Below are 14,813 nucleotides of genomic sequence, written 5' to 3'. Positions count from 1 at the left end.
TATCAGAGACTGCGCGAGGTAAAGGCCGATGCCGCGTTGTTCGACATGAGCGGACGCAGATCTGATCAGGCAGCCTGCTTCATCGTCCTTCCCAGCCGTCTGATGGCCGGCTCCAGAGGACGATGACCTTTGTCGTAATCCTTCCAGGCCTTACTCTTCGCGAGCAACCCGGGCACGGTGCGCAGCGTGTAGCGGTTCGGGTCGAGATCGGCCCTAACCTGCGTCCAGGTCAGCGGCATCGATACCGTCGATCCGGGCCGCGCGCGCGGCGAGAGCGGCGCAACCGCCGTGGCCATGCGGTCATTGCGCAGATAGTCGAGGAAGATGCGCCCGTGGCGCAGGTTCTTCGCCATCTTAGTCAGATAGAGCTCAGGGTTGTTATGCGCCATGGCAAGGCAGACGTCGTGCGCAAAACCCTTGGCCACCGGCCAGGTGAGCTTGGTGCGGCTGACAGCGAGCGGCGTCACGACATGCAGGCCCTTTCCGCCGGTCGTCTTGCAGAAGCTGACGAGCCCGAGGTCGTCAAGCCGCTCGCGCATTTCCCTGGCCGCTTGCACAACCATGGAAAAGGGAACGTCTGGACCAGGGTCGAGGTCGAAGACCAGACGGCCTGGCACCTCCGGCTGATGGGGCTCGCAATTCCAGGGATGCAGTTCAACCGCACCGATCTGGGCCACTGCAGCGAGCCCTTCGATACGATCGATCTGCAGATAAGGCTTTCTGTCACCGAATACCGTTACCAATTCCAGAAGATTGGAGGTGCCAGCCATCGCATGGCGCTGGAAGAACTGCTCGCCGCCGACCCCGTCCGGCGCCCTTATGATCGAGCACGGCCGGCCGCGGATGTGCTTGATCATCCACGCGCCGACTGCTTCGTAGTAGCGGGCGAGGTCTTCCTTGGTGACCGGCGCGCTGTCGTTGGCATCGGGCCACAAGGGCTTTTCGGGGTTGGAGATCAGTACGCCCATGACATCGACCTTGCCGCCACGCCGAGAAGGTTTCGGCCATGTCGGTGTCGCAGGCCGGGATACCTCCGTCGTCGTCGGCGAGGCCGGCTTCTCGGCCTCGACCTCCTCGGCCGGCTTGTCCGCCCGCAACCCCTTGAATGCCGCCTGCCGAACAAGACCATCGGATGTCCAGCCGGCGAATTCGATCTCCGCCACGAGCTCCGGCTTGAGCCAGACGACACCGCGGTCTTTCTTCGGAGCGCCGATGCCTGTGAACGGGGATTTCGTCGTTTCGAGCGCCTTCAGCTTAGGCAATAGGTCCTTCACCTTCGCGGCGCCGTAGCCGGTACCGACGCGCCCGACATAGACGAACCTATCGCCGCGGTTGACACCAACCAGAAGCGATCGGAACTTCCCGTTGGTGGTGGCATATGCGCCGATGACGACCTCGTGGCCGGCGCGGCATTTGGACTTTGCCCAGGTCTCGGTACGACCTGAAACATAGGGCGCGTCGGCACGCTTCGACACGATTCCCTCAAGCGACAATCGGCAGGCCGAGCGCAGCACCGCATCGCCGCCGGTTTCAAAGTGCTCGACAAAGCGTATGCGGGCATCATCTCGCGCATCGGACAGGAAGTGCTGCAAGCGAGCCTTCCGTTCCGAAAGCGGCAGCGCACGCAGGTCTTCGGAGCCGTCGAAGAGCAGGTCAAATGCAAAATAGACCAGCGCATCAGTCTTGCCTTCGGACAGGGCGGCCTGAAGGGCGGCGAAATCCGGAGCGCCATTCTCATCCAGCGCACATATCTCGCCATCGATGATTGCGTCCGGGAGATCGCTGGCCGCCCGTGCGATCGCGGGATACTTGGCGGTCCAGTCTAGTCCCTTGCGCGTCTTCAGTGTCGCGTCGCTGTCGAGTATGCGCATCTGGATGCGATATCCGTCAAACTTGATTTCGTGCAGCCATCCGCTGCCCGATGGAGGCCTCGCCAGAGTGTCGCAGAGCTGCGGGGCGATGAATTCTGGTAGATCGACCGGTCTGGTCGCATCCGCCTTTTTCTTGCCGCGAGCTTTCTCCTTGCGCTCCTGAGCGGCCAGGCCGCTGCGGCTATCCCACACCGCATTGGCGCCCACCTTTCCGCCCTGCAGCATAAAAGGTTTGGGCTTGCGGCCTTTCCCTGAAGCAATCCCCTCCATGGTGCGGCCGGAGGCCACCGAGGTGACATTTTTGTCCAGAATAGCGTCGCCATCCTCCTCGACCGAAAACGCGTCGCGATGCTTGATCAGCAGCCAGTTCGTACGCTTGCCTCGCTCCCGGTCGTTGGCCATCCGGATCAGAACGAAGCTGCCGTGCAGCCGCTCTCCTTCCAACGTGAACTTGAAGTCGCCTTTCGCCAATGCCTGTTCAGGGCTCTTCTTACCCACCGGTTCCCAATAGCCCCGGTCCCAGAGCATCACCGTGCCGCCGCCATACTGCCCCTTCGGAATCGTGCCTTCGAAGTCCCCATAGTCGAGCGGATGATCTTCGACTTCAACCGCAAGACGCTTGTCATGCGGATCAAGCGAAGGTCCGCGGGTCACCGCCCAGGATTTGAAGACGCCGTCGAGTTCTAGCCTGAGATCATAATGGAGCCGGGTGGCGTCGTGTTTCTGGATGACGAACCGCCGCCGGTTAGACGGTCTGATCGCTTCCTTTCCGCTCGGTTCCTGCGTGAGTTCGAAATCACGCTTCGATTTGTACTTTGAGAGCTTGTCGGTCGCCATCTATTCCTCGGACGTACGGCACTTCTCGAAGAATGGTTCGGACTAACAAGTGGTTCCTTGAGCCGAGCGAGATATCGAACCTCGCTGAACTCACACCGACGGCGGAGGCTTATGTCGTACAGGGAGCTCGGACAAACCGACGCGGTCAAAATCTTTTAGCCAGTCTTTGTGCGCCTCCTCCGGACCCCAAATGGCAGCCGAAGCGTGCTGTCCAACTTCACGTCTCTTGTCGCTGCCGGATGAACCTAAAGAGTCCGGCCGCGTTGTGAAGCATTGAAGCGGCAAACTCGGAGGAAGAGATGTCCACCAGTGGTACGACGTGCGGGCGCAACCAGGATCGGGTCAAGGTTGCCGGTAGGCCGGATCACGAGGTGCGCTATGAAGCCGGCAAGACCGGCGCCAGCAAAGATGCTGTGAAGTCGGCGGTGAGGTCGATGGGCAACAGCCGCAAAAAGGTCGAGGATAAGCTGGGCAGGAAATAGAGGCACGCCAACAATGCCGGCCACTCGCATTGCCACCTTCAACGTGAACGGCGTCAATGGTCGGTTGCCCGTACTTCTGAGATGGTTGGCTGAGACCCCTGCGACATCATCTGCCTGCAGGAACTGAAAACTTCGGACGAAAAGTTTCCGGCCGAAGCAATCCGCGCAGCGGGTTACGGCGCGATTTGGCATGGTCAGAAATCCTATAACGGCGTGGCCATCCTTGCGCGGGGTGCCGAACCGATGGAACGAAGGCGCGGCCTGCCCGGGGACATCGATGATACGCATAGCCGCTATATCGAGGCCGAGATAAACGGGTTGATCGTTGGATGCCTTTACCTGCCCAATGGTAATCCGGCGCCCGGCCCAAAGTTCGACTTCAAGCTGCGCTGGTTTGAGCGCCTCATCAGTTATGCCAAGCCGCTGCTCGAAAAAGGCGCGCCCGTCGTGCTTTGCGGCGACTATAACGTGGTGCCGACGCCGATTGACGCAGTCGTTCCGAGCCGATGGTTAGGTGATGCGGTCTATTTCCCGGAAAGCCGGGAAGCTTATGCCACGATGCTCCAGCAGGGCTGGATCGATGCCGTCAGGCGCATCCACCCTGAGAAAGGCATCTACACTTATTGGAATTTCTCCTATCGGGGCGGGTACGATCGGAGCTCCGGCCTGCGCATGGATCATCTGCTGGTGAGCCCATCGCTTGCCGGCCAGCTGAGAGGTGCCGGCGTAGACATCGATACTCGAGGATGGGAAAAGCCGAGCGACCACGCGCCGGCCTGGATAGAGCTCGATTGACCGAAGACGGCAGAGGAAGGCTGTTTAGAGCCAAGAGGCTGCTCGCCATGGGGTTCGCCTTCCCGATTCAAACTCAGCATGGCGACCGCTAGTGGGCGGTAAAAACAAGGACCCCCGATGTAGGCTCGGCCGAGACGCGACACGCTCCCAACAAGGAACGCGTGAGCTTATCAATCGTTGAATGCTTTTTCAGCGAGTGCGGACATGCACCTTTTCCAAATCCTTCTCCCGCGGGCCGACAATGCCGGCCAACCTTTCGCACGACACGATTTCGATCAGGTCAAGGAAGAACTCGCAGGCCGATTCAAAGGAGTTACGGCCTACTATCAGGCGCCCGCGGAGGGTCTATGGCGGCAAGGCGCGGAATCCCATAACGACGACATTGTCATCTTCGAGGTAATGGTGGAGGAAATCGACCTGGCGAATTGGCATGAGCGCCGCACCGAACTCGAACGACGTTTTCGGCAGGACAAGGTGATCATTCGCTATATGCCGATGGCCCTCGTCTAGGGTTGACACATGCCTTCGACATCCAACCGCAAGAGCGAATACGACCCTGTGCTGAATTCTTTCAGTGTGGTTTGTCGCGAGCCGCAAACGCTGCGGCTACGAGGCTGTGTCGCCGAAGGTCTATTCAGCCTTCCGAAACGCTTGAGAAATGGACAAGCGACAAGCAGCGCAGTTGACATGAGCTGAGACTGCCAGTTCTGGAACAATTCGAACCAGAAGGCGGCATTCATGAGGTAGCTGGCGAGCGACCGTACCTCTTCGCCGTGCCGAAGCGCCGCTAAGGAAGTCAGAGTGACCGGAACAGCTGGCAAATCCGCGCGTTGTCAAAAGATCCTTCAAGGATGGGAAACCGGGAGCGTGCCGTGGGGTTGTTTACGAAAGACATCAAGACAATCGACGATCTGTTCCTGCATGTCTTGCAGGATATCTATTATGTGGAGAAGCGGATTTTGAGGGCACTGCCTGACATGGCGGAAAAAGCGACGAATCGCGACCTGGCAGCTACTTTCAAAACGCACCTTGCGGAAACGGAAAAACACGTTCAACGCCTCGAGCAGGCTTTCGAGCTGATCGGCGAAAAGCCCAAGGCAACGACCTGCCCTGCGATTGACGGCATCATCAAGGAAGCAGATGAGATAGCCGGCGAAGTTGCCGAGAAAAAGGTACTCGACGCGGCCTTGATAGCTGCAGCGCAAGTCGTCGAACACTACGAGATAACCCGTTACGGAACGTTGATCGCCTGGGCGCAGGACCGCGGCAACGAGGCCGTCGCCCGGCTTCTCAATACGACCCTCAACGAGGAAAAGGCGGCCGACAAGAAGCTGACGACAATCGCCGAGCGAAAGGTCAACCAGAAGGCATCCAGGTGACGGCGGTGGCTGGCATGAACGCGCTTGGTGAACAAACCCGATCTCTATGGATGAAGGTCGACGTCTATCCCGATGCGCCGCGATTCACCGGAAAGCAAAACTGCGACACCGTCATCATCGGATCAGGCGTCGCGGGGCTGTCAGTCGCCTACGAGCTTGCCAGCATCGGGCAAAAGGTGATTGTCCTCGATCGAGGATTGATCGCCGGCGGCATGACATCACGAACGACTGCACATCTGGCGCCGATTTGCGACGACGGTTTGAGCGCGCTGATCAACCTGCGCGGCCAAGAGACCGCAAGGCTATTCCAGGAAAGCCAAGAGGCAGCGGTTGCGCGCATTGAGCAGAACGTCGCTGGGTTAGGGCTCGATTGCAATTTCCGCAGGCTGGACGCATTCCTTTTTCCGGCGATGGGCGTCGACTTCAACGATGCCCGGGATCAGCGACGGGAAGAGCTGGATGCGGCCCGTAGAGTAGGGGCAGCGGCCGAGCTGGTGACAGGCGTGCCGCTTAAGGGTTTCGAGAACGCACCGGTCCTGCGCTATCCGAATCAGGCGACGTTCCATCCGCTGCGATATCTTCGCGGTTTGGCCGGAGTCATCCGTGAACAGGGCGGTCGTATCTTTGCGAATAGCCCGGTGCTTGCCGTCGAGGAATTGCCTGATGGTGGCGTGCGCGTCTCGACCGAAAATGGTGGCGTTGTTGAAGCGGCGACTGCCGTCGTTGCAACCAATTCCCCCATCAACGACCGCTTCAAGCTCCACACGAAGATGTCGCCTTATCGCACTTATGCGATGGCCTTCACCCTGCCGCGCGGCGATCTGCCGGACGCGCTTTTCTGGGATACGGCCGACCCCTATCACTATGTCCGTTTGAACCCTGGCCCCGGTTCGGTCGATTATCTGATCGCGGGAGGGGCCGATCACAAATCCGGCGAAGCCGACGACGGCGAGATCCGCTTCGAGGCGATCGAGGCCTGGATACGCCAACTCGTGCCAAACTTGGCCAAAGAGGTCACGCGCTGGTCGGGGCAGGTTTTGGACACGATCGACTATTGCGCCTTCATCGGTTTAAATCCGGGCAGCTCTTCGGTCTATGTGGTCACTGGAGACTCCGGCCAGGGCATGACGCATGGCGCCCTCTCCGGCGTGCTCTTGAAGGATCTGATTTCGGGGGAGGAGAACCCATGGGCCGGGGTCTATGATCCTTCGCGCAAGACGCCCTCAGGCGTGATCAATTATGTCCGGGAAAACCTGTCGGCGGTCAGAAATCTCGCAGGCTATCTGCTACCGGGCGATTTGGAGTCGCTGGACGCGCTGGCGCCTGGTCAGGGCGGGATTGTTCGCGCCGGCGTGCGCAAAATCGCCGCCTGCCGCGACATGGCTGAAAAGCTGCATCTTCATTCGGCCGTCTGCACGCATTCCGGATGTGAAGTGGCCTGGAATTCCACCGAGCAGTGCTGGGACTGCTCCTGTCACGGCTCGCATTTCGCTCCCGACGGGACCGTACTCAACGGCCCTGCGGTCGCGGCCCTCCAACCAGTGGACTCGCCGGCTGGGCAGACGTGATGCCAATACTCGAAAGCGGAAAAGAGTTCGTCGAGAAGGTGACAGGCTGGCAGCGGCCCTCAAGCGACGATCTCGAGCGTCTGTTGCGATCACGCAAGGCGAACACGTTCCTTTTCAAGGATGATGGCATCATCCCCAATCATCCGTACTGGCCTTTGGGCGTGTATCATGGCGTTGCGAAACTGCCTGCCAAGTACGATCCAGCTGCAATCTTTGAGGACCTCTTCGCACGCAACGGCTGGCAAAAGTCCTGGCGGAATGGCATCTACAACTATGTTCACTACCATTCCCGCATTCACGAAGTTCTCGGAGTAGCTCGGGGATCGGCCAAGGTGCAGTTCGGCGGCAAGCGCGGCCGCTCGCTGACGATGAAGGCGGGGGACGTCGCTGTCCTGCCGGCAGGCACTGGCCACGGATGTCTGTATGCCGAAGACGACTTTCTAGTGGTCGGCGCCTATCCGCTGGACGGGATCTACGACGAATGCAAAGGCAAGGAGGACCATGCCCGGGCGGTCAAGACCATTCCCAAAGTCGCGAAACCGCGGCAGGATCCCGTCTACGGTAGCAGCGGTCCACTTTCCGATCTCTGGAGGGTGTCGCGCGAAAGGCGGGAAGCAAAATGAGCGCTTCCGCCCCATTTCTCCTGCCGATCGACACTGCTCCCATGGAAGCCAAACGTGCGGAGGCTATTCCCGTGGAACAGGGTGTCTGGCAATATGAGCCTAAGTGGGATGGATTTCGGTGTTTGTCGTTCAAGGCCAGCAATGCGGTAGATATTCGCGCCAAGTCCGGAAAGGCGCTCGCCCGCTATTTTCCTGAGCTTGTCGATCGCTTGTGCAACCTGCCGGCAGCGCAATTCGTCATCGATGGTGAGATTCTGATCGAACGCACCGGTAGCTATTCCTTTGACGCCTTGCAGATGCGTCTGCATCCGGCCGAAAGCCGCATTCGCAAACTGGCGGTCGAGACGCCCGCCAAGCTGATGGTGTTCGATATGCTGGCCGATCCGACCGGACAAGTTCTCACCGATCGACCGCTCTCCAGGAGACGTGCCGCGCTGGAGAGGTTGGTTCAGTCAATAGGCAGTGCGGACATACAACTTTCGCCCGCGACCTTGGATCTTATGCAGGCCAAAAAGTGGCTGCAGGACTCGGGCGGCAATACCGACGGCGTAATCGCCAAGCGGCTGGATGGGCCGTATCTTCCCGGCGAACGCGCCATGGTGAAGGTCAAGCGGATGCGGACGGCTGACTGTGTCGTCGGAGGCTTCCGCTATCTCGCCGACAGGCGCGAGGCCGGATCCCTCCTGCTCGGCCTCTATGACAAGGATGGCAGGCTCGATCATGTAGGCTTTACATCCACGATCTCCAATGACGAACGCACCGAACTGACCCATCGGTTGGAAGCATTGCGCGAACCGCCAGGCTTCACTGGCAAGGCACCGGGCGGGCCAAGCCGATGGAGCACGGAACGGAGTGGCGAATGGGAGCCCCTGCGCCCGGAGTTGGTCGTGGAGGTGCGCTTCGATCATGTAACGGGTGATCGCTTCCGGCATGGCACAAAGCTGCTGCGCTGGCGTCCGGACAAGTCGCCCAGCCAATGCACATTTGACCAGTTCCGCTAAGACACGTCGGTTGCAGCATCGGCTTTGCTCTCCGTTAAGACGGGAAGAGGCCTTCAATGACCATGAACGCCGATCGTTTTCTAAAAGCATGAGAGCACGCCAACGCCTCTCTCGGTCGTCGGACAATGCATAGTGAAAGGTGTCGTGGGAATCGCACAAGAAGAAGGGTGAACGAAGCGACGACACTGACGGATGACGGCTCGCCTGTTCGTGCGCCTACGGCCGACACCATATTCGCGCGCCCACAGTGCCCTTACTTTAGCGGAACGGATAACGATGCACTCCAACCCGCGGTTAAGATGAGCGATGCTTCAAACATTTGGGCGCCGTCGCCACCCCTAACCTTCACGGTAAGTTTGACCAGGTCACGGTCAGGCATTTCATCGCGCGCGACGTCGTGGAGGATGCGCAAGGCCTCCGCTCGCGCGCGATCGGGCGACTCGAAAAGTTGGCCTTCCTCATCCAGAACCTGCCCGTCAGTGTTGTAAACATCGAAGAAATACCGGTTCATTGCGAGCTCGCTGCAAACGTCACCTGTAAATCTCCTCGACGAATCGAGGTTCCTTCGCTGCTGGCGCTTTGGGAGAAAATACATCAAACTGTTGCCGTGACTTCATTTGGAAATGGAGGCCGTACGCTGCCAAGGCGGTGGGGCCCCTTCGTCAATAAGCCTCAAGACCACGAGATGCTTGAACCTCTTTTTATGCAGCTAGAGCAACACGATGTTGTCTCAGACGCCGAACGGGCTTTGCTTGCCGAAACGATTTCAATCGGACGTGATTTCGCCGTTGGCCAAGATCTGGTGTCTGCGGGATCCCGTCCGAGTTATAGCACCCTTCTGGTTGAGGGACTGGCAGCGCGATACAAAGTGCTAGAGGACGGAGGCCGACAATTCACGGCGCTCCAGCAGCTCCATTCGTAGGGCAGGCAGATGCCCGCGCTTGAGCAGACGCCAAACTCATCGGATGTTCGCTCAACGATAGTCCGCTGATTTTTCCCGATCGCATCAGTTGCTGTGCCGGGCTATCGCTTGGCTGGCAACCCGGCAAGCCGGCAACGCCAGCACCTGAGCAGGCGAAAGCATTCTGGTATCAATGGTCCATGGCGACGGCGCGTGGCGCCGAGTGCGTGAGAAAGAACCGCAAGGAATTCGCCAGATTCCAATGGGACAGCTGGAGCCCATTGGGCTGGTTCGACGATGCCATTTTCGATGAAGTGGCTGCATCCTTCGAAAATCCGGATTGGCCATTGGCCGGATGTGACATTGCATTCCTATCGGGTTGGGCTGGGGGAGGCGGAGCCCGATCCCCGCTGTGCGGAGCTGGCCCGCCGGCAAACATCGGTCAAGATCATCACCTTGCCGACCTTGACGCTTCATGGTGGCGACGACCGTGTTGTGCTGATCGCATCGTCGGAAGGGCTGGAGGAGCATTTCACTGCCTTCTACAAACGAGGGGTCCTGGACGCGGTTTGGCACTTCGCAACACGTGAGGCCCACAAGAGGTTTCCGGGCTGTTGGCGAGCTTTGTCGCCAGTTACGGCAGGCGATAAAGCGCCTGGCTCGGCAGTCATTCGGCTTCATCGGACAAGCTGGAACCTGATGCATCGCCGCGCATTTCGTCTCCATGGTCTCGATCAATCGCCAGCCACGGAGAATTCGGATGCAAACTTCAGTTGCAACTTCAGGACACCACCGCCCACTAACCATAGAACCGTTTGCCGGCACGGTTACGGTGCGATTTTCCGACGCCATAGTCGCGGCCACGGAGCGCGCGAAGGTACTCAGGGAAGAGGGACATGAGCCGGTGTTCTATATCCCTTTCGAGGACATCTATTTCGAGCTTTTCGAAAAGACAAACACGACTAGCAGCTCAGCGCTGAAGGGGACAGCGAGCTATTGGCGTGTCCATGCCGTCGGTGGCTCGGCCGATGACTTCATGTGGGCATACGAGACGCCGGATACGGCAGCGCGAGCCATCGCACGCCATGGCGCTTTCGACCCGGAAAAGGCGCGCATCGACGTCGACCCGTTGGAGGACAAACGGCACACGCCACATGTCAGGGAATAGTATCGTTGGACCTCTGGCAGGCATTTGCTAGCGCCCGGAGAATTCCTCATCGAGAATGCGCAAGGCTTCTTCGTATCTGGCTGTCGAGGCTCCAATTTGCCGTGACTGCCAGATGTTGTCTTCGAGGTCAGCGCGTTTTACCGGCAGCGCCAGCGGATTCGATGCAGCCCGCCGCACGAACGTGAAATAGTCCTCGCCGTCTCTGCGCGACATGGCATCGACCGCCGAAGCAATCGACGGTCCAAAGCCGGTCGCCTCCAGCTTGGCTCGTGACCAGCCTTCGCCTTTTTCAAGGACATCATGCAGATAGGCTACGACCTTCTGATCCATCGTCTCGACAGCATCGACGACACGACGGCAATGCTCGATATAGGGCCGCCCGGTCTTGTCACGCTGCGCTGCATGAACCTCTTCCGCAATCTTAGCCGCTCGATAGAAAATGCTCATCGTCGCTGTCCCGGCCGCTTGTCGAAATGCTGATAAATTGCAGATATAGGAACTTCTTGTGAGTTCATCCCCAAGTCGCTGCCGTGGCCATTGTTCCTTGCCTCAAGGATTTCCTCGGATCGCCGTTCGCCTTACCGATGCGCTCTATCAGCGAATGGCATCGGATCCATGAGGCGGAAACGTCGATGGCTGATGTCGGTTCCTGATGCGACAAGGAACGAGTGCCGGCACAGGACGTTCTGATCCATGCCTCCGACGGCAAGGAAAAGCTCGTGAAAAAATCTGACCGGGTACGGACTTCCTGATGTCGATGCCGGGTTTGGCATACGGGCCTCTGGGCGACCGCTGCATGCATGTCTGTGTTGACATGCAGCGGCTATTTGCCGAGCCGTCGCAGTGGGCGACTCCATGGATCACTCGCGTGCTCCCTCGCATCGAGAGCCTGGTCGAAAGGAAGGCGCAACAGACGGTCTTCACGCGCTTCCTGCCTGCCCAGAAGCCGGGGCAGGGTGTCGGCACATGGAAGCGCTATTATGAGCACTGGGCCACGATGACGATCGAAAGTATCGGCGACGAAATGGTCGACCTGTTGCCGGCATTGGCCGCTTACTGCCCGCCGGCGGCAGTCATCGACAAACACATTTACTCGCCCTGGTTTGAGGGCCGGCTCAGGGCTTTTCTGGCGGAGCGCGACATCGATACGCTCGTCATCACTGGCGGCGAAACCGACGTATGCGTTCTGGCCACGGTGCTCGGAGCAATCGATTTCGGTTATCGCGTGGTCCTTGTCACCGACGCGCTCTGCAGTTCTTCCGACGCGACGCATGACGCGCTTCTGACCGTTTATCACCAGCGATTTGCCCAGCAGGTCGAGACAGTCGAGATGGAGGTGGTTCTCTTGAACTGGACTTGACAATCCGACCGATCTGATCTGGACGATCAGACGCCCAGGTCGATCAAGGCGGCGCCGATTTCGGGGCGTTTGCGGCGGCGTAAGTGACCGGGAGTTTCCACCAGTGTGATTTCGAGCGTCGGGCGAACGATCGCTTCGAGCAAATGCCCGCCACGGGTGGTGCCGTCGCTCAGGCCGAGCACCGCATGGACGTGAAGGCTTGGTTTGCCATCATCCCCCAGCGCAACCTCGCCGATCGCACTCAGCACTTCACACTGTTCGTGAACCGGGATTTTGCGGTAGGTTTTCGCATCGAGGTCGAACCAGCCGACGGTGGCTCTTTCGAATGCGCCGATGGCAGTTAAGGAAGCACCGTTGACGCCTTGCTCGGTTGCGAAACCGATCAGTGTGGCAAACGCCTGTTAGCCGGGGTCGAGCACGATCACAAATGTGCGTTGACCGCCGACCTCGTTGACGAGCCGGGATTTCATGCCTGTCCGCCGAACATCAGTTTGGCTCGTCAGTGGGCATGGTGTTCGGCGTTTCGCTTACGGGTAGCCGCAGCTTTCTTGGCCGATTCAGAGCGGCTTGCTGCAGAGCGCGAGGCCGAAGCCTTTCCGCCGCTTTTGCCGCCATTGTGCGCCGCTGGATGGCCGGTATGTTTGCCGCGACCGGAGCCGCCTTCCTTCTTGCCGCCGCCATCGTCCTTGTTGACAGTCGCCCATGCCCGGCGTTCGGCTTCCTTTTTGGCAACCCCGCGCTTCTCATAGCCTTCGGCGATATGATCGGCTTTGCGTTCCTGCTTGTCGGTGTATTTCGATTTTTCTCCACGTGGCATGGCTGTTTCTCCTATGGCCGTTTCTCCTTTTGGACAGGGTTTGAACGAAAAGACGGGGGCCTGAGTTCCAACCGGACGCCAGAAAGCAACTCCACATGGCCGAGCGCCGTTGAGATCGACGGGAAGGGTCCGAGGCGAACCGGGATCAACGATAGTGACCTCTATCGCGCGCTATTCCTCCGGCGCGGTCGCGGGAGCCGTATAGCGGCGGCGCACAGCGTCGACCACATGCTTGCGGCTCTCCTCGGCCGAAAGCTTTTTATCTTTTTCCGCCTCAGCAGTTTCGCGGGCGAGATCCTTGTCTCGAATCTGATGGCGAAACCATTCCGAGTAGTCGCCTGCCCGCAAATGGAACGCCCAGGTCTTGTCGTCTATGCCTTCGGCGATCTGGGCGAAGATCATCAGATTGTGCGCCCTGAGGTTCATCGCATTGTCGGGGCCACGGAAATAGAAGCTGCCGGCTTCATCGAGTTGACCCTCGTCATATTTGCGGCTGTGTCTTTTGAGCGACTGACGTGGCTCGATGACTTTGACGGTTTTAGGTTTCTTGCCGGCATGCGGCCGCCAGAGCAGCACCCGCGCGCCCTTGGGCATGGGTAGATTCTTGGGCGGCTCGATACCGGTTTGATGGCAGAACGCCTTGACGACGTCCTTGGCCTTGGGCCCAAGCGCGATGATCGCCGTCACCAGCTTCAAGGCGTCGGTCGATATTGCCTCAGGGTGAACGGTGATAAGAATGGTTCCCGGCAATTCCAGTGACAGAATTGCCCGCGTATCGTCGCGCCGTTTAGGTAGAAGATGATGCGCTTCGTCGATGATCAGCCAATGCGGTCTTGCCGTGCGGCGGCGGAAATTCTGAGGTGGCAACAACAATTGTCGAGTTGGATTTATTGGCCGCGTTGCTTGATTCACGCTGGCGCATTCCAGGAACATCAATACGTTTTGGACTGGATGCCCTGGTGGGTCTGGTGCCCGTACTTGGAGATGTGGCGACGGGCCTAGTCTCGGCATATATCGTGGTGCGAGCCCGAAACTGCGGTGCTGGAAATGGCTTGGTCGCCCGCATGTTAGGGAACGTGCTGCTTGATACGGTAGGGGGAAGCGTTCCTATTCTCGGTTCAATCTTCGATATCTATTTTAAAGCCAACAACCGCAACATCCGACTGCTTCGTCGTCACCTCCAGAGGTAGGCGGAAGCTGGCACCTGGGGGTGACGCGATCTGCCTGAGTGTAGCTCAGTATTCACCCGAGGAACTTTATTGGCGTATGGCACGTTTTCCCGCCGAACCAATTTCGGTTCAAGTAAAGGGGAAATTATGGAAAATCCAGGCATTGGTTGGATAGCTGCTATCGTCATCGGCGGTATCGCCGGCTGGCTCGCTGAGATGTTCATGAAAAGCAATATGGGCGTGCTCATGAACATCATTTTGGGGATCGTCGGCGCCATTCTTGCCAACGTCCTTCTCGGGCTGCTTGGCGTATCGTTAAGCGGCTGGCTTGGCTATCTTGTCGCCGGCTTCATCGGTGCGTGCATTTTGATTGCCCTGGCTCGAATGATTAGACGCTGAACCAACAATCGAGCTTGCACGTTCTTACTCATGATTGAGGCGCGTGGTCGTAGGGGTCACGCGTTTTTTCACAGCCCTCTTGCGACGCTTAGCCCTCGGATTTTGAGGGGAGTGCGCAACTCGTGCTGTAGTCCCAACCGGAACATCGGAAGTGCTGGCGCATTGCTAGTGAACGCCAATTCGACTCGGAAACGAAATGCGTCGCGCGCTGACAAATGCATGGGGCATGGTGCGAGAAAGTGTCGTTGGGTTTGTCAACGACAACGCTCTTAGCCACGGCGCGGCAATTGCTTTCTACGCCACGACATCGTTGGCGCCAATTCTGCTCATCGTGGTGGCAATCGCGGGTCTCGCATTCGGCCACGAAGCCGCGCAATTGGCTTTGTCTGCCCAGATCACAGGCCTGATGGGTCCAGAAAGCGCAAGTCTCCTTCAAACCGCAC

Annotated in this window: 16 protein-coding genes and 3 pseudogenes; 12 read left to right on the top strand and 7 right to left on the bottom strand. The window is 58.8% G+C overall.

The features are described 5' to 3' along the window. Nucleotides 1-65: 65 nt before the first annotated feature. On the bottom strand, nucleotides 66-2,708 hold the full coding sequence (ligD, locus tag AC1DXM_RS30725) for a DNA ligase D (RefSeq protein ID WP_477239159.1): 2,643 nt from the start codon (nucleotides 2,706-2,708) through the stop codon (nucleotides 66-68). 299 nt (nucleotides 2,709-3,007) lie between these two features. Here ligD and AC1DXM_RS30720 point away from each other — a divergent pair, with 299 nt between their 5' ends. The 3 genes and pseudogenes from AC1DXM_RS30720 to AC1DXM_RS30710 all read left to right on the top strand — a co-directional run bounded on the left by AC1DXM_RS30720 (nucleotide 3,008) and on the right by AC1DXM_RS30710 (nucleotide 4,495). Further along, nucleotides 3,008-3,190, top strand: coding sequence for a DUF3606 domain-containing protein (locus tag AC1DXM_RS30720; RefSeq protein WP_477239157.1), 183 nt, complete (start codon nucleotides 3,008-3,010; stop codon nucleotides 3,188-3,190). A gap of 13 nt (nucleotides 3,191-3,203) precedes the next feature. After that, nucleotides 3,204-3,985: pseudogene (gene xth, locus AC1DXM_RS30715) on the top strand (exodeoxyribonuclease III). 204 nt (nucleotides 3,986-4,189) lie between these two features. After that, nucleotides 4,190-4,495: a hypothetical protein gene (locus AC1DXM_RS30710; protein ID WP_436258486.1), complete on the top strand. Its 306-nt coding sequence runs from the start codon at nucleotides 4,190-4,192 to the stop codon at nucleotides 4,493-4,495. On the opposite strand, the gene AC1DXM_RS30705 is transcribed toward AC1DXM_RS30710, so the two are convergent. Next, nucleotides 4,492-4,806 carry a DUF6766 family protein gene (locus AC1DXM_RS30705; RefSeq protein ID WP_477239155.1) on the bottom strand — a complete coding sequence of 105 codons (315 nt, stop codon included), beginning with the start codon at nucleotides 4,804-4,806 and terminating at the stop codon, nucleotides 4,492-4,494. The two genes, AC1DXM_RS30710 and AC1DXM_RS30705, sit on opposite strands and share 4 nt — an antisense overlap. Before the next feature lie 51 nt (nucleotides 4,807-4,857). On the opposite strand from AC1DXM_RS30705, the gene AC1DXM_RS30700 reads away from it, so the two are divergent. The 4 genes from AC1DXM_RS30700 to AC1DXM_RS30685 are packed head-to-tail and all read left to right on the top strand — an operon-like array spanning nucleotide 4,858 to nucleotide 8,556. Then, a complete protein-coding gene (locus tag AC1DXM_RS30700; protein WP_477239153.1) occupies nucleotides 4,858-5,364 on the top strand; it encodes a YciE/YciF ferroxidase family protein in 507 nt (168 codons plus the stop codon). 14 nt (nucleotides 5,365-5,378) lie between these two features. After that, on the top strand, nucleotides 5,379-6,932 hold the full coding sequence (locus tag AC1DXM_RS30695) for an FAD-dependent oxidoreductase (RefSeq protein WP_477239151.1): 1,554 nt from the start codon (nucleotides 5,379-5,381) through the stop codon (nucleotides 6,930-6,932). Continuing rightward, entirely contained in the window at nucleotides 6,932-7,555 is a 624-nt protein-coding gene (locus tag AC1DXM_RS30690; protein ID WP_477239149.1) for a cupin domain-containing protein, read from the top strand. Before AC1DXM_RS30695 ends, AC1DXM_RS30690 begins: the two co-directional genes overlap by 1 nt. After that, a complete protein-coding gene (locus AC1DXM_RS30685; protein ID WP_477239147.1) occupies nucleotides 7,552-8,556 on the top strand; it encodes an ATP-dependent DNA ligase in 1,005 nt (334 codons plus the stop codon). Before AC1DXM_RS30690 ends, AC1DXM_RS30685 begins: the two co-directional genes overlap by 4 nt. Before the next feature lie 253 nt (nucleotides 8,557-8,809). On the opposite strand, the gene AC1DXM_RS30680 is transcribed toward AC1DXM_RS30685, so the two are convergent. Next, nucleotides 8,810-9,067: a DUF6894 family protein gene (locus AC1DXM_RS30680; RefSeq protein WP_477239145.1), complete on the bottom strand. Its 258-nt coding sequence runs from the start codon at nucleotides 9,065-9,067 to the stop codon at nucleotides 8,810-8,812. A gap of 1,150 nt (nucleotides 9,068-10,217) precedes the next feature. On the opposite strand from AC1DXM_RS30680, the gene AC1DXM_RS30675 reads away from it, so the two are divergent. After that, a complete protein-coding gene (locus tag AC1DXM_RS30675; RefSeq protein ID WP_477239143.1) occupies nucleotides 10,218-10,625 on the top strand; it encodes a DUF427 domain-containing protein in 408 nt (135 codons plus the stop codon). Between the two features lie 27 nt (nucleotides 10,626-10,652). On the opposite strand, the gene AC1DXM_RS30670 is transcribed toward AC1DXM_RS30675, so the two are convergent. Beyond that, entirely contained in the window at nucleotides 10,653-11,072 is a 420-nt protein-coding gene (locus AC1DXM_RS30670) for an HD domain-containing protein (RefSeq protein WP_352590642.1), read from the bottom strand. 304 nt (nucleotides 11,073-11,376) lie between these two features. On the opposite strand from AC1DXM_RS30670, the gene AC1DXM_RS30665 reads away from it, so the two are divergent. Further along, on the top strand, nucleotides 11,377-11,985 hold the full coding sequence (locus tag AC1DXM_RS30665) for a cysteine hydrolase family protein (RefSeq protein ID WP_477239141.1): 609 nt from the start codon (nucleotides 11,377-11,379) through the stop codon (nucleotides 11,983-11,985). 26 nt (nucleotides 11,986-12,011) lie between these two features. Here the strand turns inward: AC1DXM_RS30665 and AC1DXM_RS30660 are convergent. The 3 genes and pseudogenes from AC1DXM_RS30660 to AC1DXM_RS30650 form a co-directional block, all read right to left on the bottom strand. Further along, a pseudogene (locus AC1DXM_RS30660) lies at nucleotides 12,012-12,455 on the bottom strand (PPC domain-containing DNA-binding protein). 29 nt (nucleotides 12,456-12,484) lie between these two features. Next, a complete protein-coding gene (locus AC1DXM_RS30655; protein WP_477239139.1) occupies nucleotides 12,485-12,802 on the bottom strand; it encodes a plasmid stabilization protein in 318 nt (105 codons plus the stop codon). A gap of 171 nt (nucleotides 12,803-12,973) precedes the next feature. After that, on the bottom strand, nucleotides 12,974-13,735 hold the full coding sequence (locus AC1DXM_RS30650) for a hypothetical protein (protein WP_477239197.1): 762 nt from the start codon (nucleotides 13,733-13,735) through the stop codon (nucleotides 12,974-12,976). Between AC1DXM_RS30650 and AC1DXM_RS30645 the strand changes: the two genes are divergently transcribed. From AC1DXM_RS30645 to AC1DXM_RS30635, 3 genes and pseudogenes are all read left to right on the top strand, one after another. After that, nucleotides 13,663-13,992 carry a DUF4112 domain-containing protein gene (locus AC1DXM_RS30645; RefSeq protein WP_477239137.1) on the top strand — a complete coding sequence of 110 codons (330 nt, stop codon included), beginning with the start codon at nucleotides 13,663-13,665 and terminating at the stop codon, nucleotides 13,990-13,992. The two genes, AC1DXM_RS30650 and AC1DXM_RS30645, sit on opposite strands and share 73 nt — an antisense overlap. Before the next feature lie 126 nt (nucleotides 13,993-14,118). Next, on the top strand, nucleotides 14,119-14,370 hold the full coding sequence (locus AC1DXM_RS30640; RefSeq protein ID WP_477239135.1) for a GlsB/YeaQ/YmgE family stress response membrane protein: 252 nt from the start codon (nucleotides 14,119-14,121) through the stop codon (nucleotides 14,368-14,370). A gap of 196 nt (nucleotides 14,371-14,566) precedes the next feature. Next, nucleotides 14,567-14,813 (top strand): annotated as a pseudogene (locus tag AC1DXM_RS30635) (YihY/virulence factor BrkB family protein); the annotation flags it as partial.

This window comes from Mesorhizobium sp. P3_A2, assembly GCF_056403115.1.
This window is presented reverse-complemented; position numbering and strand designations above follow the sequence as displayed.